The 20,689-nt window shown below is 76.0% G+C and carries 22 protein-coding genes; 9 read left to right on the top strand and 13 right to left on the bottom strand.

The genetic code is table 11. The features are described from left to right. Positions 1 to 22 precede the first annotated feature (22 nt). Positions 23 to 1,375, top strand: a complete 1,353-nt coding sequence (entS, locus tag C8D89_RS02595) for an enterobactin transporter EntS (protein WP_243417744.1) — start codon at positions 23 to 25, stop codon at positions 1,373 to 1,375. Positions 1,376 to 1,511: 136 nt separating this feature from the next. After that, positions 1,512 to 1,691: a CsbD family protein gene (locus C8D89_RS02600; RefSeq protein WP_116706469.1), complete on the top strand. Its 180-nt coding sequence runs from the start codon at positions 1,512 to 1,514 to the stop codon at positions 1,689 to 1,691. A gap of 80 nt (positions 1,692 to 1,771) precedes the next feature. Here the strand turns inward: C8D89_RS02600 and C8D89_RS02605 are convergent, their stop codons facing one another. The 11 genes from C8D89_RS02605 to C8D89_RS02655 all read right to left on the bottom strand — a co-directional run bounded on the left by C8D89_RS02605 (position 1,772) and on the right by C8D89_RS02655 (position 12,237). Beyond that, on the bottom strand, positions 1,772 to 2,644 hold the full coding sequence (locus tag C8D89_RS02605; RefSeq protein ID WP_116706470.1) for a siderophore-interacting protein: 873 nt from the start codon (positions 2,642 to 2,644) through the stop codon (positions 1,772 to 1,774). 12 nt (positions 2,645 to 2,656) lie between these two features. After that, positions 2,657 to 2,881 carry an MbtH family protein gene (locus C8D89_RS02610; protein ID WP_116706471.1) on the bottom strand — a complete coding sequence of 75 codons (225 nt, stop codon included), beginning with the start codon at positions 2,879 to 2,881 and terminating at the stop codon, positions 2,657 to 2,659. Beyond that, positions 2,878 to 3,147: a phosphopantetheine-binding protein gene (locus C8D89_RS02615; protein WP_243417745.1), complete on the bottom strand. Its 270-nt coding sequence runs from the start codon at positions 3,145 to 3,147 to the stop codon at positions 2,878 to 2,880. The genes C8D89_RS02610 and C8D89_RS02615 overlap by 4 nt, the downstream gene beginning before the upstream one ends. 87 nt (positions 3,148 to 3,234) lie before the next feature. Next, positions 3,235 to 4,068: an ABC transporter ATP-binding protein gene (locus C8D89_RS02620; protein WP_116706881.1), complete on the bottom strand. Its 834-nt coding sequence runs from the start codon at positions 4,066 to 4,068 to the stop codon at positions 3,235 to 3,237. Beyond that, positions 4,065 to 5,108, bottom strand: a complete 1,044-nt coding sequence (locus C8D89_RS02625) for a FecCD family ABC transporter permease (RefSeq protein ID WP_116706472.1) — start codon at positions 5,106 to 5,108, stop codon at positions 4,065 to 4,067. Before C8D89_RS02625 ends, C8D89_RS02620 begins: the two co-directional genes overlap by 4 nt. Then, the gene (locus C8D89_RS02630; protein WP_341477299.1) at positions 5,105 to 6,172 is read right to left on the bottom strand and encodes a FecCD family ABC transporter permease; all 1,068 of its coding nucleotides are present in this window, start codon (positions 6,170 to 6,172) and stop codon (positions 5,105 to 5,107) included. The genes C8D89_RS02625 and C8D89_RS02630 overlap by 4 nt, the downstream gene beginning before the upstream one ends. Continuing rightward, positions 6,169 to 6,924: an isochorismatase family protein gene (locus C8D89_RS02635; protein WP_243417747.1), complete on the bottom strand. Its 756-nt coding sequence runs from the start codon at positions 6,922 to 6,924 to the stop codon at positions 6,169 to 6,171. The genes C8D89_RS02630 and C8D89_RS02635 overlap by 4 nt, the downstream gene beginning before the upstream one ends. Then, complete coding sequence (locus tag C8D89_RS02640; protein ID WP_243417749.1) at positions 6,921 to 8,654, bottom strand: (2,3-dihydroxybenzoyl)adenylate synthase; 1,734 nt, start codon at positions 8,652 to 8,654, stop codon at positions 6,921 to 6,923. Before C8D89_RS02640 ends, C8D89_RS02635 begins: the two co-directional genes overlap by 4 nt. After that, entirely contained in the window at positions 8,651 to 9,904 is a 1,254-nt protein-coding gene (locus C8D89_RS02645) for an isochorismate synthase (protein ID WP_116706473.1), read from the bottom strand. The genes C8D89_RS02640 and C8D89_RS02645 overlap by 4 nt, the downstream gene beginning before the upstream one ends. 75 nt (positions 9,905 to 9,979) lie before the next feature. Then, positions 9,980 to 10,759: an SDR family NAD(P)-dependent oxidoreductase gene (locus C8D89_RS02650; RefSeq protein WP_207786998.1), complete on the bottom strand. Its 780-nt coding sequence runs from the start codon at positions 10,757 to 10,759 to the stop codon at positions 9,980 to 9,982. Continuing rightward, entirely contained in the window at positions 10,756 to 12,237 is a 1,482-nt protein-coding gene (locus C8D89_RS02655; protein WP_116706474.1) for a lysine N(6)-hydroxylase/L-ornithine N(5)-oxygenase family protein, read from the bottom strand. The genes C8D89_RS02650 and C8D89_RS02655 overlap by 4 nt, the downstream gene beginning before the upstream one ends. A gap of 235 nt (positions 12,238 to 12,472) precedes the next feature. On the opposite strand from C8D89_RS02655, the gene C8D89_RS02660 reads away from it, so the two are divergent. From C8D89_RS02660 to C8D89_RS02675, 4 genes are all read left to right on the top strand, one after another. Continuing rightward, positions 12,473 to 12,940 (top strand): BLUF domain-containing protein, encoded by a 468-nt coding sequence (locus C8D89_RS02660; protein WP_116706475.1) that lies wholly within the window; start codon positions 12,473 to 12,475, stop codon positions 12,938 to 12,940. 160 nt (positions 12,941 to 13,100) lie between these two features. Next, a complete protein-coding gene (locus C8D89_RS02665) occupies positions 13,101 to 13,865 on the top strand; it encodes a class I SAM-dependent methyltransferase (protein ID WP_116706476.1) in 765 nt (254 codons plus the stop codon). Positions 13,866 to 14,219: 354 nt separating this feature from the next. Then, complete coding sequence (locus C8D89_RS02670) at positions 14,220 to 15,779, top strand: 1,4-alpha-glucan branching protein domain-containing protein (protein WP_243417751.1); 1,560 nt, start codon at positions 14,220 to 14,222, stop codon at positions 15,777 to 15,779. Positions 15,780 to 15,862: 83 nt separating this feature from the next. After that, positions 15,863 to 17,089, top strand: a complete 1,227-nt coding sequence (locus tag C8D89_RS02675; protein WP_116706478.1) for a glycosyltransferase family 4 protein — start codon at positions 15,863 to 15,865, stop codon at positions 17,087 to 17,089. Between the two features lie 39 nt (positions 17,090 to 17,128). Here the strand turns inward: C8D89_RS02675 and C8D89_RS02680 are convergent, their stop codons facing one another. After that, positions 17,129 to 17,878 carry an acyltransferase gene (locus C8D89_RS02680; RefSeq protein WP_116706479.1) on the bottom strand — a complete coding sequence of 250 codons (750 nt, stop codon included), beginning with the start codon at positions 17,876 to 17,878 and terminating at the stop codon, positions 17,129 to 17,131. Positions 17,879 to 17,901: 23 nt separating this feature from the next. On the opposite strand from C8D89_RS02680, the gene C8D89_RS02685 reads away from it, so the two are divergent. The 3 genes from C8D89_RS02685 to C8D89_RS02695 are packed head-to-tail and all read left to right on the top strand — an operon-like array spanning position 17,902 to position 20,303. Beyond that, positions 17,902 to 18,756: a PfkB family carbohydrate kinase gene (locus tag C8D89_RS02685; RefSeq protein WP_116706480.1), complete on the top strand. Its 855-nt coding sequence runs from the start codon at positions 17,902 to 17,904 to the stop codon at positions 18,754 to 18,756. Continuing rightward, complete coding sequence (locus C8D89_RS02690) at positions 18,741 to 19,697, top strand: nucleoside hydrolase (protein WP_116706481.1); 957 nt, start codon at positions 18,741 to 18,743, stop codon at positions 19,695 to 19,697. Before C8D89_RS02685 ends, C8D89_RS02690 begins: the two co-directional genes overlap by 16 nt. Before the next feature lie 36 nt (positions 19,698 to 19,733). Then, positions 19,734 to 20,303, top strand: a complete 570-nt coding sequence (locus C8D89_RS02695) for a DUF5709 domain-containing protein (RefSeq protein WP_116706482.1) — start codon at positions 19,734 to 19,736, stop codon at positions 20,301 to 20,303. A 42-nt stretch (positions 20,304 to 20,345) separates the two neighbouring features. Here the strand turns inward: C8D89_RS02695 and C8D89_RS02700 are convergent, their stop codons facing one another. Then, a complete protein-coding gene (locus C8D89_RS02700; protein ID WP_116706483.1) occupies positions 20,346 to 20,687 on the bottom strand; it encodes a TraR/DksA family transcriptional regulator in 342 nt (113 codons plus the stop codon). Positions 20,688 to 20,689: the final 2 nt, after the last annotated feature.

Here is a 20,689-nt window from a genome sequence, read left to right on the forward strand (position 1 = left end):
CCGCCAACGGAGGGGAGCGCGGGTGCAGGCCTCGCGGCTCATGATCGATCTGTCCCCCCTGCGCACCAGCACGGCGTTCCGGCTGGTGTTCTCCGCCCGGGTGGTCTCGCTGCTCGGCATCGCGTTGACCACCGTCGGGGTGCCCTGGCAGGTCTTCGACATGACGCGCTCGTCGTTGCAGGTCAGCGTCGCCGCCGCGGTCGTCGGCACCACCACCTTCGCGGGCACGCTGGCCGGCGGCGTCATCGCCGACCGCTTCGACCGGCGCAAGGTCATCCTCGTCTCCCGCGGCGGCGCGACGGTCGTGTTCGCGGCGCTGGCGGTCAACGCCGTCCTGCCCGACCCCCAGCTCTGGCTGATCTACCTCTGCGTGGGGCTCAACGGGGCCACGGCGGTCAGCCAGTCCGCGCTCATGGCGGTGACGCCCGCGATCGTGCCCCGCGAGCAGCTCGCCGCGGCCGGAGCGCTCGTCGCGCTGTCCACGCAGGTCGGCGCGGTCATCGGCCCGTCGGCGGCCGGCGTGCTCATCGCCGGGCCGGGGCTCGCGGTGAACTTCGGGCTCTGCGCGGCCGGCTCGCTCGTCACCACCGCGCTGCTGTGGTTCCTGCCCGCGCTGCCGCCGCAGGGCGCGCCGACGGCCCGCCCCCTGCACTCGATCGCCGAGGGCGCCTCGTTCGTCGCGAAGCACCCCGTGGTGCGCGGCGTGCTGCTCATCGACGTCGCCGCGATGGTGTTCGCGCTGCCCTACGTGCTGTTCCCGCAGCTGGCCATCGAGGTGTTCTCGGCCGGCCCCGAGGCCGTCGGGCTGCTCTACACCGCGCCCGCGGTCGGGGCGATGGTGGCCGCGCTGACCAGCGGCTGGACCACGCACGTGCACCACTCGGGCCGCGTGCTCGTGGTCGCGGTGCTGGCGTACGGGGCGGCGATCGCCGGCGTCGGGTTCGCCGGCTCGCTGCCCCTGGCGCTGGCGTTCCTCGCGGTCGCGGGGGCCTGCGACATGATCTCCGAGGTGCTGCGCCGCGCTCTGCTCGCGCACTGCACCCCCGACCATCTCCAGGGCCGCGTGTCCAGCGTCTGGCTCGCGCAGGCCACCGTCGGGCCCTCGGCCGGCGGGGTCGAGGCCGGTGTCGCGTCGCGGCTGCTGGGGCCCGGCCCGGCGGTCGCCACCGGCGGCGCGATCTGCGTCGTCGCGACGGCCGCACTCGCCGCCTCCCTGCCGCCGCTGCGCCGCGTGAGCCTGCGCGCCGACGCGTGGGCGGCCCATCCGGCCGAGCCGACCCCGGGCATCCCGGAGCGCGCCCCGCTCGAGCCCGAGGCGGAGATCGAGGGCGCCGTGGAGGACCCCGTGGAGGGACTGCCCGAGCAGCGAGGGTGACCCTCGCTGCGTCCCACGCACCCAGGGGGTCCCTCGCTCCGCGCTTCCGGCCCGAGACCACTCCCGGTCCGATGTGTCGGGCGCACCCCGACCCGGGCATCCCCGACCTCCGCACCCGAGGAGAAGGGACTCCCCCATGGCGGACACCGGCAGCGAAGGCAAGGCCGACGAGGTCAAGGGCAAGGTCAAGGAGACCGCGGGCCAGGCCACCGGCGACGACGAGCTCAAGAGCCAGGGCAAGGGGGACCAGGCGAAGGGCGACGTCAAGCAGGCGGGTCAGAAGATCAAGGACGCGGTCACCCCGAACAACAAGTGACACCTCGGGCCAGGCGGACCCGCACCTGACCGTCGAGCCGCACCGGGCCCCGCCCGGTGCGGCTCGACGTCGTCGGGGCCCTACTCGGGGGCGCCGTCGTCCCCGCCGGGCGCGTGGTGGTCGTGGTTCACGACGCCCCGGCGCCAGTAGCCGTCGACGTCGAGGTGGCGTGAGCACACGTCCTCGCGGGCGCGCAGCATCCGCCGCACGGGACGCAGCGCGCCCGCCTCCCCCGCCACCCAGACGAACCCGCGTCCGGCGGGCGGGGTCATCGCGGCGAGTGCGTCGTGGAGCAGCGTGGCCTCGCCCGCGGGCACGCCGTCGCGGTGCAGCCAGTGCACCGTGAGATCGGCGGCGGACGCGAGCTCCTGCTCCTCGGCGGCATCGGCGACCTCGCAGAACACCTCGGCACGCGCGCCGGCGGGCAGCTCGGCGAGCCAGCGCCCGATCGCCGGCAGCGCGGTCTCGTCGCCCGCGAGCACGTACCAGTCGAGGCTGTCGTCGACGACCTCCGAACCCCGCGGGCCCAGCACCCCGACGCGCAGGCCGGGACGCGCCGACGCCGCCCACGCCCCGGCGAGCCCGCCGGCGTGGACGACCATGTCGAGGTCCAGCTCGCCGGCCTCCCGGTCGAGGCGACGCACGGTGTAGTCGCGGTAGTTCCGCGGCGTCCCGGGCGGCGGCGGCACGAGCCCGTGCTCGCCGACCTGCGGCATCACCGGCAGCTCGTCGCCCGGCGACGGGAAGAAGACCTTGACGTGGTCGGTGGCCGCGGCGCCGGGCAGCTCGGAGAAGTCCCCCGCGAGCGTCACGCGGGCCATCCGCGGGGTCAGGCGCTCGACGCGCACGACCTCCGCGAGGCGGGGCCGCAGGCCGTAGAGGACGCGGGAGACGGGGGCCGGCGCCCCGTCGATCCACTGCCGTGCCGGGGCCGGTGTGTCGACGCTGGTCATCGCGATCGCTCCCTACTCGGCGGCCGTGCGCTCGACGAGGCTGCGCGGCCGCAGGTCGGTCCAGTGCGTCTCGACGTACGACACGCACGCGGCGCGCGTCTCGCCCTCGGGTGCCTCGCCGAGGACGACCCGCCACCCGTCCGGGACGTCGGCGAACACGGGCCACAGGCTGTGCTGGCCCTCGTCGTTGACGAGCACGAGGAACCGCCCGTCCTCGTCGTCGAAGGGATTGGTCACGTCGTCGCTCCCCGCTGCTCGCCGCCCAGCAGGCGCACCCAGGCGTCGAGCGTGGGCGTCTCGGCCAGATCGATGAACCCGACCTCGCTGCCGCCGGAGCGCCAGGACTCGACGAGGCTCATCAGCCGGATCGAGTCGAGGCCCCGGTCGAGCAGGTCGTCGTGGTCGCCGATGGCCTCCGGCGGCTCCTCGAGGGCCGCGGCGACGTCGGCGCGCATGCGCTCGATGTCGACAGCGGCGGCCGGGTCTCCGTCCGGGGTGGCCACGGGGACGTCCTCTCCGTCGAGATCGGTTCCTGTAGGGGAGCCTAACCTAAGGAGTACGCCCGGGCAGTGGCACGGGCCACGAAGGTGTCACGGGCCGGTCGCGGCGCGAGCGGCGACGTCCTGGTGCTCGCGGCGCGTCTCCCGGCCCGCGGGCACGATCATCGGGGTGCCGGTCTGCGGGTCGGGCACGACCTGGCTGGTGATGCCGAAGACGGCCTTCACCAGGTCGGCGTCCACGATCTCCGCCGGCGGCCCCTGCGCCACGATCGCGCCCTCGCGCATGGCGACGAGGTGGGTGGCGTAGCGGCAGGCGTGGTTGAGGTCGTGCAGCACCGCGACGAGCGTGCGCTCGCCGTCGGCGTGCAGGTCGGCGCACAGGTCGAGCACGTCGAGCTGGAAGGCGATGTCGAGGAACGTCGTGGGCTCGTCGAGCAGCAGCAGCGGGGTCTGCTGCGCGAGCACCATCGCGATCCAGACCCGCTGGCGCTGGCCGCCCGAGAGCTGGCCGACGTCGCGTTCCGCGAGCTCGGCGACGCCGGTGGCCGCCATGGCCTCGCGCACGGCCTCCTCGTCGGCGACCGACCACTGCCGCAGCAGGGACTGGTGCGGGTAACGCCCGCGGGCCACGAGGTCGAGCACCGTGATCCCGTCGGGCGCGGTCGGGCTCTGCGGCAGCAGAGCCAGCCGGCGCGCCACCTCCTTGGGCCCGTAGGAACCGATCGGACGACCGTCGAGCGTCACCGACCCCGCGGCCGGCTTGATCATGCGGGCCAGCCCGCGCAGGAGCGTCGACTTGCCGCACGCGTTCGGGCCGACGACCACGGTGAAGGAGCCGTCGGGGACGGCGACGTCGAGATCGCGGATCACCGTGCGCTGCTCGTAGGCCAACGTCACGCCGTCGGCGCGCAGACGAGCGCTCATCTCCCGGCCCTCCACTCCCGCGCCAGCAACCACACCAGGTACAGCCCGCCGATCGCCGCGGTCATGGTGCCCGCGGGGAACTGGGTGGGCGCGGCGAGGCGCTGCCCGAGCACGTCGCCCGCGAGCAGCAGCACCGCGCCCATGAGCCCGGCCGCCAGCATGCCCGGCCCGGTGGTGCCGGTGATCCGCCGGGCCAGCTGGGGCGCCGCGAGCGCGACGAACGCGATGGGCCCGACGGCCGCGGTCGCCACGCCGACGAGCGCGACGCCGACCAGCAGCGTCGCCACCCGCGTGCCCTCGACGGCGACGCCGAGGCCGCGCGCCACGTCGTCGCCCATGCCGAGGAGGTCGAGCCGCCGGCTGCCCGCGGCGGCGATCGGCACGAGCAGCACCAACGCGACGGACACCGCGACGACCTCCGGCCACCCGCGGGCGTTGAGCGTGCCGACCAGCCAGCTCTGCGCGGCCACCGCGGTCTGCAGGTCGGTGCGCAGGATGAGGAGGTTGTTGAGCGCGGCGAGCACGGCGTTGACGCCGATGCCCACGAGCACCAGGCGGTAGCCGCCGACCACGCCGCCGAGCAGGGCCTGGACGGCGAGCGCCGTGACCAGCGTCCCGACGACCGCGCCGAGCGTGGTCCCGGCGGGCCCGCCGCCGGCGAGCACGATCGCGACGAGCGCGCCGGACGCCGCGCCCGTGGTGAACCCGAGCAGATCGGGGCTCGCGAGGTTGTTGCGGGCCAGCGACTGGAACACCGCACCCGCCACCCCCAGCGCGGCGCCGACCACCAGGGCGAGCACCACCCGCGGCGCGCGCAGCCCCAGCACCACGTACTGCTGGGCCTGCGAGCCGGAGCCCGTCAGCGCGCCGATCACCTCGCCGACCGACAGCTGGTAGTCCCCGAGGGTCATGGCCAGGGCCCCGAGCACGACGGCCGCCGCGATCAGGGCGAGCGTGGCGGTGACCGCGCGCGGGCGCACCCGCACCGAGACCCGCTCGGTGCGCACCACGGGTCCGGTGGGCAGGGTCGGGACGTTCACAGCGCTACCACCCGCCGTCGACGGGCGATCGCGAGGAAGACGGGGGCGCCGACGAACGCGGTGACCACCCCGACCTCGAGCTCGGCGGGGATCACGACCACGCGGCCGACCACGTCGGCGCAGACCACGAGCAGGCCGCCGAGCACCATCGACCAGGGCACCACCCAGCGCTGGTCGGGGCCGGTGACCACCCGCGCGAGGTGCGGCACGGCGAGTCCCACGAACGCGATCGGCCCGCAGGCCGCCGTCGCGCCGCCGCAGAGCAGCACGATCCCGACGCCCGTGAGCGCGCGGATGCGCCCGACCCGCACGCCCAGCGCGCGGGCCGTCTCCTCCCCCAGCGCCAGCGCGTTGAGGGCGCGCGCGAGGCCGACCGCGAGCAGGAACCCGACGAGCAGGAACGGCAGGACCTGCACCAGCGCCTGCGGGTCGCGGCCGGTGAGCGACCCGACGCGCCACACGCGGTACTGGTCGAAGGTGGTGGCGTCGACGAGCACCGCCGCGTAGATGACGCCCTGCAGCGACGCGCCGACCGCGGTGCCGGCCAGCGCCAGCCGCGCGGGCGTGGCCCCGCTGCGGCCGGTGGCGCCGAGCAGGTAGACGAGCACGGCCACGATCGCCGCACCGGCCAGCGAGAACCACACGTAGCCGTTCAGGGAGGTGATCCCGAACAGCATGATCCCGGCGACGATCGCCGCCGCGGCGCCCCAGTTGATGCCCAGCACGCCGGGGTCGGCGAGCGGGTTGCGCGTCAGCGCCTGCATCAGCGCGCCCGCCGCACCGAGGGCGACGCCGACGGCGAGGCCCAGCAGCGTGCGCGGGAGCCGCTGCTCGAGCACGACCACCGCGTCGGTGTCGGTGGGCGACGCGGGCCCGGAGAGCAGCGCGTCGAGCACGACCCCGGGCGCGATCCCGCGGCTGCCGACCATGAGGCTCGCCACGACGGCCAGCGCGAGCAGTACCAGGGCGACCACCAGCCCGCCGGCGCGCAGCGAGGTGGGCCGGGTCGGCGGGGCGTCCGCGCCCGGGGTGATGTCGGGGGTGCGGGTGGACGGCACGGTCACGCGGGCGCCTCCCGGGCAACGGCCACGGCGCCGTCACCCGGCCCGTCACTCAGCCCGTCACCCGGCCCGTCACCCGGCCCGTCACCCGGCCCGTCACCCAGCCCGTCACCCAGCGCCTCGAGCGCGTGCGCGGTGGACGTGACCACCCCGCACCGCTGGGCGGTCCAGGCCAGGGCCTGCTCGTGGTGGCCGCGGGAGAAGTCGGCGACGGCGTCGGCGACGAGGAACGGCTGCACGTCGCGCATGAAGGCCTCCACGGCGGTCACCATGCACCCGATGTGGGCGTAGATGCCGGTGATCAGCAGCTGGTCACGGCCCCACCGGTCGAGCAGCTCGGCCAGCGGGCTGCGCTGGAACGCGCTGTAGCGCCACTTGGTGAGCACCTCGTCGCCGGGCTCGGGGGCGAGCTCGTCGACGATGGCCACCACCTCGGGATCCTCGGCGTACGCGGCGGCCGGGCCGCGGCCCCAGAAGTCGTCGAGCAGGCCGCGCTCGGCGGGCGGCTGCTCGCCCGGCTGCGCGGTGTAGACCACGGGCACGCCGCGGGCGCGCGCCCGGCCCGCCAGCGCGCCGATGTGCTCCACCAGCAGGCTCACCGGCTCGTCGGTCCGCGAGAACGGCGCCAGGAAGTAGCGCTGCATGTCGTGCACCAGCAGCACCGCGCGGCGGGGATCGGGCGACCAGTCCGGCCGGCTGGCGGGCAGCTCGCCGGCCCGCGGCATCGGGTACGGCGCGATCGACGGCAGGCTCACGGGTTCCCCTCCTCCTGGTCCTCCTGGTCGGACGCGGTCCTCCCCGCACGCCAGTGATCGGCCAGGGCCGCCCGCAGGGCCCGGCGGCTGGTCTTGCCCACCCCGGTCACCGGGAACGCCTCGACGACCTCGACCGTGTCGGGGACCTTGTAGGCGGCCACCCCCCGGTCGCGGACGAAGCGGCGCAGCGCGGCGCTGCGCGGCGGCTCGCGGTCGGCCACCGGGATGACGTAGGCGTGGGTGCGCTCGCCGAGGAAGTCGTCGGGCACGCCCACGATCGCGGCGTCGACGACGTCGGGATGGGCGAGCAGGTGGTTCTCGACCTCCTCCGCGGCGATCTTCTCGCCGCCGCGGTTGATCTGCTCCTTCACCCGCCCCGAGACCACGACGTCGCCGCGGTCGGTGATCCGGACCAGGTCGCCGGTGCGGTAGAAGCCGTCGGGGGTGAACGCTCCCGCGTTGTGCCCCTCCGCGCGGTAGTAGCCGCGGATCGTGTACGGCCCGCGGGTGAGCAGCGCCCCGACCTCGCCGGGCGCGACCTCGCGCTCGTCCGGGTCGTCGGGGTCGACGACCCGGATCTCGTCGTCGGGCGAGATCGGCCGGCCCTGGGTGTGCAGCACGACGTCGGCGGGGTCGTCGAGGCGCGTGTAGTTCACCAGCCCTTCGGCCATGCCGAACACCTGCTGCAGGCGCGCGCCGAGCGCCGGCTCGATCCGCCGCGCCAGTTCCGGCGCGCACTTCGCCCCGCCGACCTGCAGCACCTCGAGGCTCGTGAGGTCGCGCTGCGTCCGCGGGGCGGCCTGCACCCACGCCGCAGCCAGCGGCGGCACGACCGCGGCCATCGTCACCCGCTCGCTCTCGATCAGCCCGAAGCAGGTGTCGGGGTCGGGCGCCGGCGCGAGCACCGACGTCCCGCCGGCGTGCACCACCCCGAGCAGCCCGGGGGAGCTCATCGTGAAGTTGTGGGCGGCCGGCAGCACCGCCAGGTACACGGTCTCCGGGGAGAGCGCGCAGATGTCCGCGCTGGCCCGCACGCTGTAGAGGTAGTCGTCGTGGGTCCGCGGGATGAGCTTGGGCAGCCCCGTGGTCCCGCCCGAGAGCTGCAGGAACGCCACCGATGACGGGTCGGCGCCGTCCCCGGGCAGGTCCCCGGGCGGTGGGCGGCGCAGCGCCGAGAGCCCGAGCGCCCCGGCGGGCAGGTCGGGGGCGGCGGTGGGGGCGGCGACGAGGACGTGCCGCACGCTCGGCACCTCCGCGGCCACCTCCGCCGCGGCGACCGCGTGATCGAATCGGTCGTGGCGTCCGACGGTCACGATCGCCCTCGCCTCGGCGTGCTCGGCGAAGTAGCGGATCTCGCTGGCGCGGTGCGCGGGCAGGGCGAACACCGGCAGGGCGCCGAGCCGGAACAGCGCGAACACGACCTCGAGGTACTCGGGGACGTTGGGCAGCCACACGACCACTCGGTCGCCCGGTGCCACCCCGACCTCGACCAGCCCCGCGGCCAGCCCGCGGGCGCGCGCGTCGAGCTCGGTGTAGGTCCAACGCTGCGGGCCCGACGGCCCGGTGCCGACGACCGCGGTGCGCTCACCGTGGGCCGCGACGGCCTCGTCGAGCAGGTCGGGCAACGTCCGGCCCGTCCAGTACCCGGCGGCCCGGTAGCGCTCGGCGACCTCCGGCGGGTACGGGACGACGCCCTCGCCCACGGGGCGCGGGGTGCGCGTGGCGGTCACGGCGTGGCCTCCAGCCCCAGCGCCGCGAGCAGCGTGCGGAACTTGGCGCCGGTCTCGGCCAGCTCCGCCTCCGGCCGCGAGCCCTCGACCACCCCGGCACCGGCGTAGACCCGGGCGGCGCGCCCCGACACCTCGGCGCAGCGGATCGCGAGGGCCCACTCGCCGTCGCCGTCGGCGTCGCACCACCCGACGAGCCCGGCGTAGAAGCCGCGCGGGAACTCCTCGAGCTCGGCGATGGCCTCGCGCGCCGCCCTCGTCGGCTCCCCGCACACCGCGGGTGTGGGGTGCAGCGCCTCGGCGAGCTCCAGCGAGGTCGGCGCGGGGTCGCGCAGCCGCCCCTCGATGCGGGTCGCGAGGTGCCACAGCGCCGGCGTGTGCGTCAGCGACGGGGCCTCGGGGACGTCGAGCGAGGTGCAGAACGGGGCGAGGCGCTCGGCGACGCGCTCGACGACCAGGGCGTGCTCGCGCCGGTCCTTGGCCGAGGCGGCCAGGGTCTCGCCGCGGCGCGCGTCCTCGTCGGGGTCGGGGCTGCGGGGCGCGGTGCCGGCCAGCGGCTGCGAGAGCACCGCGGCACCGCGGCGGGAGACGAGCAGCTCGGGGCTGGCGCCGAGGAGGGTGCGGGCGTCGGCCTCGTCGGCCTCGTCGGGGTCGGCGACATCGACCGCGAACGCGTAGCCCGCGGGGTTGCGGGCCGCGAGCCGCTCGAGGACCGCGGCGACGTCGAGCGGCTCCGGCGCGGTCAGGGTCGCCGCGCGGGCCAGCACCACCTTCTCCAGGCGGCCCTCGGCGATCATCTCCAGCGCCCGGCGCACGGCGGCCGCGTAGCGCGGGGGCGGCGGCTCGGCACGGAAGTCCCACCGGGTGCCGATCGAGGCGGGTGCGGACGGCGGTGCGGTCAGCGGTGGCGCCGGCGGCGCGTCCTCGGCGCTGCGCGACAGGGTGGGCGTGCGGTGCACGTGCGCGGGCACCACGAGGCGCGCGAGGCCGGGCGCGAACCCGACCGCGCCCACCACCAGCGGGTCCGGGTTGCCGGCGTCGCGGTCGGCGGCAAGGGTCGCGGCGGCTGCCGCGCCGACCGCGCCCGGGGCGGTCGCGGGCACGCGCGCCCGCACCCCGGCCGTGCGCAACGTCGCCTCGCGGGTGGAGAAGAGGAACGAGCCCGGACCGGAGCCGGGCGCGGGCGGGATGCCGGCCGCCACGTCCCCCGCGGGTGCGAGCTCCGGACCGGCGTCGGTCGGGGTGCTGGTCATGCGGTCCTCCCACGGTGCGGGCCGAGCGGTGTCGTCGAGACGTGCGGGGACAGGGGTGGTGGTCGGCGGAGGAGGTCAGGGTCCGAGCGCGGCGCCGCCGTCCACGTAGACGGTCTGCAGGGTCACGTGGCGCGCGGCGTCGGAGGCGAGGAACGCGACGACCTCGGCGACGTCCTCGGGCGCGGCGACCCGCCCCAGCGGGATGCCCGTCTTGAACGACTCGGGCGCTCCGCGCACGAGGGCGGCATGGTCGGCGGGCAGGTCGCCGGTCGCCCCCATGCCGCGCAGCATCGCGGTGTCGGTGGAGCCGGGGCAGACGACGTTGGCGCGCACGCCCCGCCCGGCCAGCTCGAGGCCCAGGCAGCGGGTGAGCGCGACCGCCGCCGCCTTCGACGCCGCGTAGGCGGCCATGCCGATGCGCGGCACCCCCGCCGCGTTGGAGGCGACGGTGACGACCGAGCCGCGGCCCCGCTCGGCCAACCGCGTCCCGACCGCCCGGCAGGCGTGCATGACCCCGGTGACGTTGACGTCGAAGCAGTGCCGCCAGTCCGCGTCGTCCTGCTCGGTGACCCGCCCGACGTGCAGCACCCCGGCCACGTTCGCCAGCGTCGCCAGCGGACCGAGGGCGTCCTCCGCCGCCGCGACCGCCTTCGCCACCGCCGCGGCGTCGGTGACGTCGGCGGGCACCGCCACCGCGGTCCCGCCGCCGGCGCGCAGGGCCTCGGCGACGGCCTCGACCGCGTCGGCGTCGCGGTCGAGCAGCGCCACGGGCGCTCCCGCGTCGGCCAGACGCCGGCAGACCACCGCGCCGATGCCCCCGGCGGCGCCGGTGACCAGTGCTGCGTCTCCCGTCACGGGGTGGCCACCCCCGGGTCGCCCCAGCCGTGCCCCATCGTCGCCGGCTCCCCGGTGCCGCCGTCGTGGTCGACGGCGAGCTCCGGCGCGGGCCGGCGGTGTCCGAGCACCGAGTCGAGGATCTCCCCCGCACGCACTGCGGTGGTCGAGAGCAGCGTCGAGCTGATGCCGTGCGTGTGCTCGGTGGGCCCCTGCAGGTAGATGCCCGCGCGCAGCGGGTCCACGGTGTGGAGGCGGTAGTCCCGCTCGACGAGCAGCTCGCCGTCCCCGGCCCGCCGGCACCACGCGCCCACGTCGCCCAGCAGCCCGCTCGGGTCGATCGGCCGGTACCCCGTGGCGTACACGACGACGTCGGCGGCGATCGTGTGCGCGCGCCCGGTGGGCAGGAACTCGACGTCGACCTCGATGTCCGGGCCGTCGGTGCCCGGGCCCGGGCCGTCGCCGTTGCCGGCGGGGTCGGGGGCGCGCACCGCGGACACCCGGCACGCGCCGTGCACGTGCAGGCGCCGGGGCCCGTGCACCTGCTCCTGGTAGGCGCGCCGGTACAGCTCCGCGATCAGCTCCGGGTCCACCACCGAGTAGTTCGTGTTCGCGTGGTAGTCCATGAGCATCTGCTTGACCTCGCCCGGGGCCGCGTAGAAGTGGTCCACGGCCTCCGGGTCGAAGATCCTGTTGGCGAACGACGTGTCGTCGGCCGGGCTGTAGCCGTAGCGCGAGAACACGGAGTGGACCTCGGCGGCGTCCTCGCGGTCGTGCAGGTACGCCGTCGCCTCGGCGGCGCTCTGGCCCGCGCCGACCACGACGTAGCGCCGCCGCCGCGGCTCCGCCGGCGCCAGGCGCGCCAGCCGCGGCAGGAGCTCGCTGTTGTGCCAGACGCGCTCGCCGCGCTGCACGCCCGCGGGCAGCCAGGGCACGAGGCCGGTACCGAGCACGAGGTTGCGGGTGCGCACCACGCGCGAGGCGACCCGGTCGCCCGCGGCGTCGCGCAGGACGACGTCGAGCTCGCCGACGATGCCGTCCGGGCTCGTCACCGGGTGCACCGCGACCGCGCGCGTGCCGTAGGACACGAGGTGGCGGACGTCGGCGGCGCACCACTCGAGGTAGTCGTGGAACTCGATCCGCGACGGGAACATCGTCTTGGTGTTGATGAAGTCGGCCAGCCGGCCCTGGCCCTGCAGGTAGCTGAGGAACGACCGCGGGCTCGTCGGGTCGCGCATCGTCACGAGGTCCTTGAGGAAGGACACCTGCATGGTGGCCCCCTCGAGCAGCATGCCCCGGTGCCAGCCGAAGGCGGCCTGCTGCTCGACGAACGCCGCGCGCAGCCGACGGGAGGCCGGCGACCGCTCGTTGTGCTCCTGCACGGCGAGGGCCAGCGCGAGGTTCGACGGCCCGAAGCCGACGCCCAGGACGTCGACGACGTCCGCCGGCCCTGCGCCCTCCGCGCCGTCGGGCCCGGCGCGCCCCGGCTCGCGACTCACTCGCTCTCCTCGCCGTCGGCAGCAGTCGTTAGGGGAACCTAACCTAACCGGCCCAACGGTGCGAGACAGATGTCGGCCCGCCCACACGGGTCGTGTCCACCCGACGACGGAGGGAGACGTCCGCCGGAGCTCGAGACGATCTCCGGCCGCTCAACCCGTGTGATCACGCTCACCATGGGCTAGCGTGCCGGGTGGCGCCGGTACCGCGGGGCTGCGAGCGAGGAGGTTCGACGAGATGGTGGACCCGGCGGACGACCCGTCCCGCGCGACGTTCCGGCTGATCTACCGCAGCCACATGCGCATCCCGGAGCACGAGCGCAAGGCCGAGCTCGGCGAGATCTTCAGCACGGCGCGGTCGAACAACAAGCGGCTCGGCGTGAGCGGGGCGCTCCTCGTGTGGCACGACCAGTTCGTCCAGACACTGGAAGGCGACGAGAACATCGTCCGCGACCTGTACGCGACCATCCACGACGACCCCCGCCACGAGCGGGTGACCGTCCTGGAGGAGGAGATGGTGCCCGCGCGCGTGTTCGGGCGCTGGTCGATGGCGCGCGTCTCCGACGACGACGGCCCCGACATCCCGCTGCTGATGAACCGGGACAAGGGCGGCATCACGCCCGCCGCCCCGAGGGAGACCACGCCGGAGCAGGACGACCTGGTCGCGACGATGCGCGAGTACGTCCGCACCACCACCACGGCCTGACCCTCCCCCGCCCGGGCGCGCGGGAGCGCCCCGCCGGCGACGCACACAGGGGTGTGCGAGCAATGCGGCTTTGCTGGCGTTCGACGCCAGGATCGCCACATTCTCGACCGCGCGACACGCCGTCGAGGGGAGACGTCGCGGGTGCCAGGATGGCGCGGCCATGACGAACGCCGACGCGACGCTGCCGCTGACCGGCGAGCGCACCGTGCCCGGTGTCGACGTCGAGAACTACTGGTTCCGGCGCCACGAGGCGGTCTACCTCGCGCTGGTGCCCGCGTGCGCCGGGGCCGTGGTGCTCGACGCCGGGGTCGGCGAGGGCTACGGCGCGGCGCTCCTGGCCTCGTCCGCGCGTCGCGTGATCGGCCTCGAACTGGACCCGGGCGTGGCGTCCCACGTCGGGGCGCGCTACCCACGGATCGGCGCCGTCCGCGCCGACCTCCAGGCCTTCCCCGTCGCCGACGGGAGCGTCGACGCCGTCGTGAACCTGCAGGTCATCGAACACCTGTGGGACCAGCCCGGCTTCCTCGCCGAGTGCGCCCGCGCGCTGCGCCCCGGCGGACGGCTGCACTGCGCCACGCCCAACCGCCTGACGTTCTCGCCCGGCGCGGGCCCCGCCGACCGTCCACTCAACCCGTTCCACACCCGCGAGCTGACGGGCGCCGAGCTGGCCGCGCTGGTGGTCGACGCGGGCCTGGTCGTCGAGTCGCTCGTCGGCCTGCACCACGGACCCGGCCTGCGTGCGCTCGACGCCCGCCACGGCGGTTCGCTGATCGACGCCCAGATCGCGCTGGCGCTCTCGGGCGCGCCGTGGCCGGAGGACCTCGCCGTGGACGTGGCGGCGGTGACGACCGACGACTTCGAGCTCCGCGCCGACGACCTCGACGCCTCCCTGGACCTGCTGGTCACCGCGCGACGGCCGGCGTGACGTCGGTGTGGACGAAGCCGTCGCCCGGGACCAAGCGCGGGAGTCGATGACGAGGTCGACTTCCAGGCACGTCACCGCCGGGGTTCGGTGAGGCCCGTGGTGCGCCAGGAGCGACTCGACCACGTGCGCTTCCGGCTCTCCACGGAGGACGGGACCGAGGAGGGGCCGACGATCGTCGCGGCAGCCCGGTCCCCTCGTCGTGGAGGAACGACGCGGGTCCTCGTCCGGTGGCACAGGACCCGTAGCGCGCGGCGGCATCGCAGCGCGAGGGGGTGGGTCTGCTCGTTCTTGATGTTCAGGCTCAACAGCGTCGTGCGAGACTCGGGCCGCTGGGGGTCGACGAGAGGGGCGTGCTTGACGAGGGAGCCGGTGGGCACGTTCTGCCTGGTCCTGCACTCGCACCTGCCGTGGCTGCTGCGCCACGGCGCCTGGCCGGTGGGCGAGGACTGGCTCTACCAGGCGTGGGCGCACTCGTACCTGCCCGTCGTCGAGGTCCTCGAACGCCTGGCCGCCCGGGGACGGCACGACGTCCTGACCCTCGGCGTGACGCCGGTGCTCGCCGCGCAGCTCGACCACCCGGCGGCCCTGCGCTCGATGCACACCTGGCTCGCCGACTGGCAGCTGCGCGCCCACGAGGCACACACCGACCACCCCGCCCTGGCCACCCGGGAGCACCGCGCCGCCGCCCACGCGCTCGCGACGTTCGAGTCCGACTGGTGCCACGGCGCGTCGCCCGTGCTGCGGCGGCTGGTCGACGCCGACGTGATCGAGCTGCTCGGCGGCCCGGCCACCCATCCGTTCGCGCCCCTGCTGCCCGGGCGGGTGCGCCGGTTCCTGCTCGACGCGGGGCTGCGCGACACGGCGCGGCGGCTCGGCGCGCGGCCGGGCGGCATCTGGGCCCCGGAGTGCGGCTACGCGCCGGGGCTCGAGCAGGACTACGCGGCCGCGGGCGTCGAGCGCTTCCTCGTCGACGGGCCCGCACTGCGCGGGGACACCGCGGCGGCGCACCCCGTCGACGGCACCGACGTCGTCGCCTTCGCCCGCGATCTCGACGTCACCTACCGCGTGTGGTCCCCGCGCGCCGGCTACCCGGGCGCCGCCGACTACCGCGACTTCCACACCTACGACCACGCCACCGGCCTCAAGCCCGCGCGCGTCACCGGGCGCCGCGTGGCCCCGCAGGACAAGAAGCCCTGGGATCCCGGCCGGGCGGCGGCGGCGGTCGCCCGCGACGCCGGGGACTTCGTCGGCGTGGTCCGCGCGCGGCTGGAGGACCTGCGTGCGCGGCGCGGCCGGCCCGGGCTCGTGGTCACAGCGTTCGACACCGAGCTGTTCGGCCACTGGTGGCACGAGGGCCCGGCGTGGCTGGAGGCCGTGCTCACCGCGCTGCCCGAGGCCGGGGTGCGGGTGACGACGCTGCGCGGCGCGGTGGAGGCCGGGCACGTCGAGGAGCCCGTGGTGCTGCCCGCGTCGTCGTGGGGCTCGGGGAAGGACTGGCGGGTGTGGGACGGGCTCGCGGTCCGCGACCTCGTGGCCGACAACGCCGACGTCGCCGCCCGCCTGCTCGCCGCCGTCGACGGGGCCGAGCCGACCGTCGGGCGCGACACCACCCTCGACGCCCTGGCCACGCAGGCGGCGCTGGCGCTGTCGAGCGACTGGGCGTTCATGGTCACCAAGGACTCCGCCGCCCACTACGCCCGCCGGCGCGCCGCGCAGCACCGCGACCGCGTCCGCGAGCTCACCGACCTCCTGCCCGCGGGCCGCCATGCCGACGCCGCCGCCCGCGCGGCGGCCTTCGCGGCCCAGGACGACGTGTTCGGGCAGCTCGACGCCCGCGCCCTGCGCCGCCGCCTCCCCGCCGACCGCCGCCATCCGGACTTGGCCTACTCCGGAGTAGGATCCTCGACCGCCTGATGTCAGCGGTGGGCCATCGCTGACGTCGAGTGTCCGTATCGCCACACGCTCGATCGGCGAGCTCCGGCGGGGAGGAGGACGGCGTGCGCGTGCTGATGCTGTCCTGGGAGTACCCGCCCGTGGTCGTGGGTGGGCTGGGGCGCCACGTGCACGCGCTCTCGGTCGCCCTCGCCGAGGCCGGGCACGACGTGGTGGTCGTCGCCCGCCACCCCGCGGGCACGGACGCCGAGACCCACCCCACCGGCCTCGAGCACGTCGACGGGGTCCGCGTCCTGCGCGTCGGGGAGGACCCACCGCACCTGGAGTTCGTCCGCGACCTCGTCGCGTGGACGCTCGGGCTCGGGCACGCGATGCTCCGCGCCGCGGCGGGCCTGCTGCGCGACTGGACACCCCACGTCGTCCACGCCCACGACTGGCTCGTCGCCCATGCCGCGATCGGGCTCGCCGACCTGACCGGCGCCCCGCTGGTCGCGACGATCCACGCCACGGAGGGCGGCCGGCACGGCGGCTGGCTCTCGCAGCCCCTCAACCAGCAGGTGCACTCCGTGGAGTGGTGGCTCACCCGCCGCGCCGACGCCGTCGTCACGTGCTCGCAGGCGATGCGCGCCGAGGTGACGGGGCTCTTCGACGTCGACCCCGACGACGTCACCGTCCTGCACAACGGCATCGAGCCGCAGGGGTGGGTCCGTCCACGGCGGGTCGCCGACGGGCCCCCGACCCTGCTCTACCTCGGACGGCTCGAGTGGGAGAAGGGCGTGCACGACCTCGTCGCCGCGCTCCCGGCGATCCGCCGCGCCCACGCGGGCACCCGGCTGCTGGTCGCCGGGACGGGCTCGTGCAGCGACTGGCTCGCCGAGCGGGCCCGGGCCGCCCGGGTGCGCCGCTCGGTGCGGCTGCTCGGGCACGTCGACGACGCCACCCTGCGCGACCTGCTCGCCTCCGCCGACGCCGCCGTGCTGCCCAGCCGCTACGAGCCGTTCGGCATCACCGCGCTCGAGGCCGCGGCCGCCGGCGCGCCCCTGGTGGCGTCACGCGCCGGGGGTCTCGGCGAGGTGGTGGTCGACGGTGTCACGGGCCTGTCCTTCGCGCCCGGCGACGTGCCCGGCCTCGCGGCGGCCGTCGTGCGCTGCCTCGACGACCCCGTCGCCGCCCGGACACGCGCCGACGCCGCCCGCGCCCGGCTCGACACGGACTTCGCCTGGCCGGCGATCGCCGACGACACCGCCGCGCTCTACGCGGCGACCCGCCCGCGTCCGCCGACGATCCTCGGCCGTCCCAAGATCCCGACGGGGAACGTCTTCGGCACGTGAGCAATCTTCTGCGCTATACCTCAGAAGATCACGCACGAGTCAGCGCTGCGCCGGCTCCCCCGCCGACGTGCCCGGCGCGCCCTCGTCCTCGGGCTCCTGAACTGCCCGTCCCGCCGCCAGTGCCGTCTTGCGGGCGATGTCGGCCAGGGCCTCGCGCTGGGCGGCCGCGGCCTCCCAGTCGGCCATGCGGTCGCGGACCACGCGCGCCGGGGCGCCCACGGCCACCGACCAGTCCGGCACGTCTCCGCGGACCACCGCGTGCGCGCCCAGCACGCACCCACGCCCCACGCGGGCGCCGCGCAGCACCGTCACCTTGGTCCCGATCCACGTCTCCGGCCCGATGCGCACCGGCGACTTCACGATCCCCTGGTCCTTGATCGGCACGTTGACGTCGGCGTAGCGGTGGTCGAAGTCGCAGACGTAGATCCAGTCCGAGAGCAGCGTCGCCTCGCCGAACTCGATGTCGAGGTAGCAGTTGATCGTGTTCTCGTTGCCGAACACCGACTTGTCCCCGATGCGCAGCGAGCCCTCGTGGCAGCGCACGCGGGTGTTGTCGCCGATGTGCACGAACCGCCCGATCTCCAGGCGCCCGAACCCCTCGCGGGCCTCCAGCGACACGCCCCTGCCCAGGAACACCAGCCCGTGCAGCACGATGTGCGGCTGGCGCACCCGGACCTTGAGCATCCGCCAGTACCGCACCAGGTAGAACGGCGTCCACGCCCGGTGGCGCACGATCCAGCGCAGCGACGCCCAGGTGACCAGGCGCGGCTGGCGCGGGTCCGACCTCACGGCGACGACCCTACGATCGGCCCGTGCCCGGTCACGCTCCCAGGGTCGCCGTCGTCGGCAGCGTCAACCTCGACCTCGTCGCCCGGGTCGAGCGCCTGCCCGCGCCCGGCGAGACGCTCACCGCCCACGGCGTCACCCGCGTCCCCGGCGGCAAGGGGGCCAACCAGGCGCTCGCGGCGGCCCGGCTCGGCGCGCGGGTGCGCCTGCACGCCGCCGTCGGCGGTGACCCGTTCGCCGGCGAGGCGCTGGCCCTGCTGCGGGCCGGCGGTGTCGAACTCACCACCCTGCAGACCGTCGACCGCCCCACCGGCACCGCGCTGATCCAGGTCGACGACGCCGGCGAGACCACGATCGTCATCGACGCCGGCGCCAACGAGGCGCTGGCGATCGCCGCGGACGACCTCGACGCCGACGTCGTCATGACCGTGCTCGAGGTGCCCGACGACGCCGTCGCGACCGCGATGGCCGCCCGCGCCTACACCGTGCTCAACGCGGCCCCGGCCCGGGAGCTCCACGAGGACGTCCTCGCCGGCGTCGACCTGCTCTGCGTCAACACCGCCGAGCACGACGCGCTCGCGGCGCACGCCGACCTCGACGCGCTCGCCGCCGTGGCCGTCACCCACGGGGCCGCGGGCGCCGAGCTGCGCCGCCACGGCCGGGTCGTCGCCCGGGCCGAGCCACCGGCCGTCGACGTCGTGGACGGCACCGCCGCCGGCGACGCCTTCACCGCCGCCCTCGCGCTCGCCCTCGTCACGGGCACCGGCGACGACGCCGCCCTGCGCCGCGCCTGCCGCGTCGGCGCGCTCACCGCCACCCGCGTCGGCGCCCAACCGTCGCTGCCCACGGCCGAGGAGGTCGACGCATGGCCGTCGGACTGATCGTCGACACCGACCCGGGCGTCGACGACGCCTTCGCGCTCGCCGTCGCCGCGCACTCGGCCGAGCTCGACCTGCGCGCGGTCACCACCGTCTTCGGCAACGTCGACCTGCCCACCACCACCGACAACGCCGGGCGGGTGCTCGGCCTGCTCGGGCGCCGCGACGTCCCGATCGGCCGGGGCGCCGGGCGCCCGCTGATCCACCCGACGACCCGGCGCGCCGTCGACGTCCACGGCGACGACGGTCTCGGCGGGACGGCGGAGGCGTTCGGCCCGGTCGGCGACGGACCGGCCGGGCGCGCGATCGACGTGGCGACCCGCGTGCTCGAGACGGCCGACGAGCCCGTCGTCCTCGCCGCGATCGGGCCGCTGACCAACGTCGCGCTGCTGCTGGCCACCCGCCCTGACCTCGCGGACCGTATCGACCGGCTCGTCGTCATGGGCGGGGCGCTGGGCGAGGGCGGCAACATCACGATGGGCGCCGAGTTCAACGTCTGGAGCGACCCCGAGGCCGCCCGCCGGGTGCTCGTCGAGGAGCGCGTGCCGACGACGCTCGTCCCCCTGGACCTCACGCACGCGGTCACCGTCGACGAGCCGTGGCTCGACGCGCTCGGCCGGTCGGGCCCGGTCGGCGCCGCGCTCGCCGGCACGCGGGCGCCCTATCTCGCGCACTACGGCCGGCGCCTCGGCGCGCCCCGGATCGCGATCCACGACGCGGTCGCCCTGCTCGAGGCCGCCGTGCCGGGGACGCTCGCGACGACGCCGCTGGCGCTGGAGGTCGACACCTCACTCGGGCCGGCGCGCGGCACCGTGCTCGCCGACCGCCGACCCGACGCCGATCCGGGGGCCCACCGCGTCGACGTCGCGCTGCCCGCGGGCACCGGCCTCGACGCCGTGCGCGAGGCCCTCTTCCACCGCCTGACCGGGGACCGTGCCGGCTGACGACATGGCCGGGCGGCCCGCCGGGTAGCCACGCGCATGACCGAGCCCGAGCACCGCGACGAGGTCCCCGAATCGCCCGACCTGGGCGCGAGCGTCCAGCTGGAGTCCGGCGAGTCCCTCGACGGCCGCCCCGGCACCGACGGCCTCGACGCCGGCTACGTCTCGCCCAACCGGCCCTTCGGCCTCGACGACCCCGACACCACCCCCGAGGGCCAGCGCGAGCGCGAGACCATCGACGACCGCCTGACCCGCGAGATCCCCGACGACACCGGCGGCGCGGCGACCGCGCCCGGCCCCGAGCTCTCCGAGGGCGAGATCGCCTCGGAGGCGGGCCAGGGCCGTTCGGGCCGGCTCGCCGCCGCCGAGCCCGACCCGGACCAGGTGCCCGGACGTTCGCTGGCGGCCGAGGACGTCGGCATCTCCGGCGGCGCCGCGTCCGCGGAGGAGGCGGCGATGCACGACCTCGAGGAGGACGAGATCGTCGACCTCGACGACCCCGACCCCGACCCCGGAGCCGGACCGGGTGAGCGGCTCGAGGGACCCGAGGTGCGCCTGCGCGACGAGGACGTCGACCCGGCCAGCGGGGTCCCCGACCGGCGGCTCTGACCACGCCTGCGGCCCGGCGGTGGCCGGGCCGCAGGTGTCGCCTCACGCGGCGTCGGCGTGCTCCCGGCAGGTGTCGACCTGCGGGCGCGCCTCCAGACGCTCGTCGTCGATCTCCCGCCCGCAGACACGGCAGCGGCCGTAGGTGCCGTCGTCGATGCGGCCGAGGGCGGCGTCGATCTCGGCGACCTGACGGTCGCTCTCGGCGGCCAGCGCCTGGCGGTCCATCGACTCCTCGACCTCGGAGCCGTAGTCGCCCGGGTGCTGCCCCATCGAGCCCTCCTGCTGCACCGACGGGGACGGGGCGTGCTCCCGGTTCCACGAGGCCATCTCGGTGAGACGGTCACGCTCCTCGGTCAGCAGGCGACGGGCCTTGTCGGCGTCCATGC

This window comes from Actinomycetospora cinnamomea (genome assembly GCF_003096675.1).
Taxonomy (GTDB): domain Bacteria; phylum Actinomycetota; class Actinomycetes; order Mycobacteriales; family Pseudonocardiaceae; genus Actinomycetospora; species Actinomycetospora cinnamomea.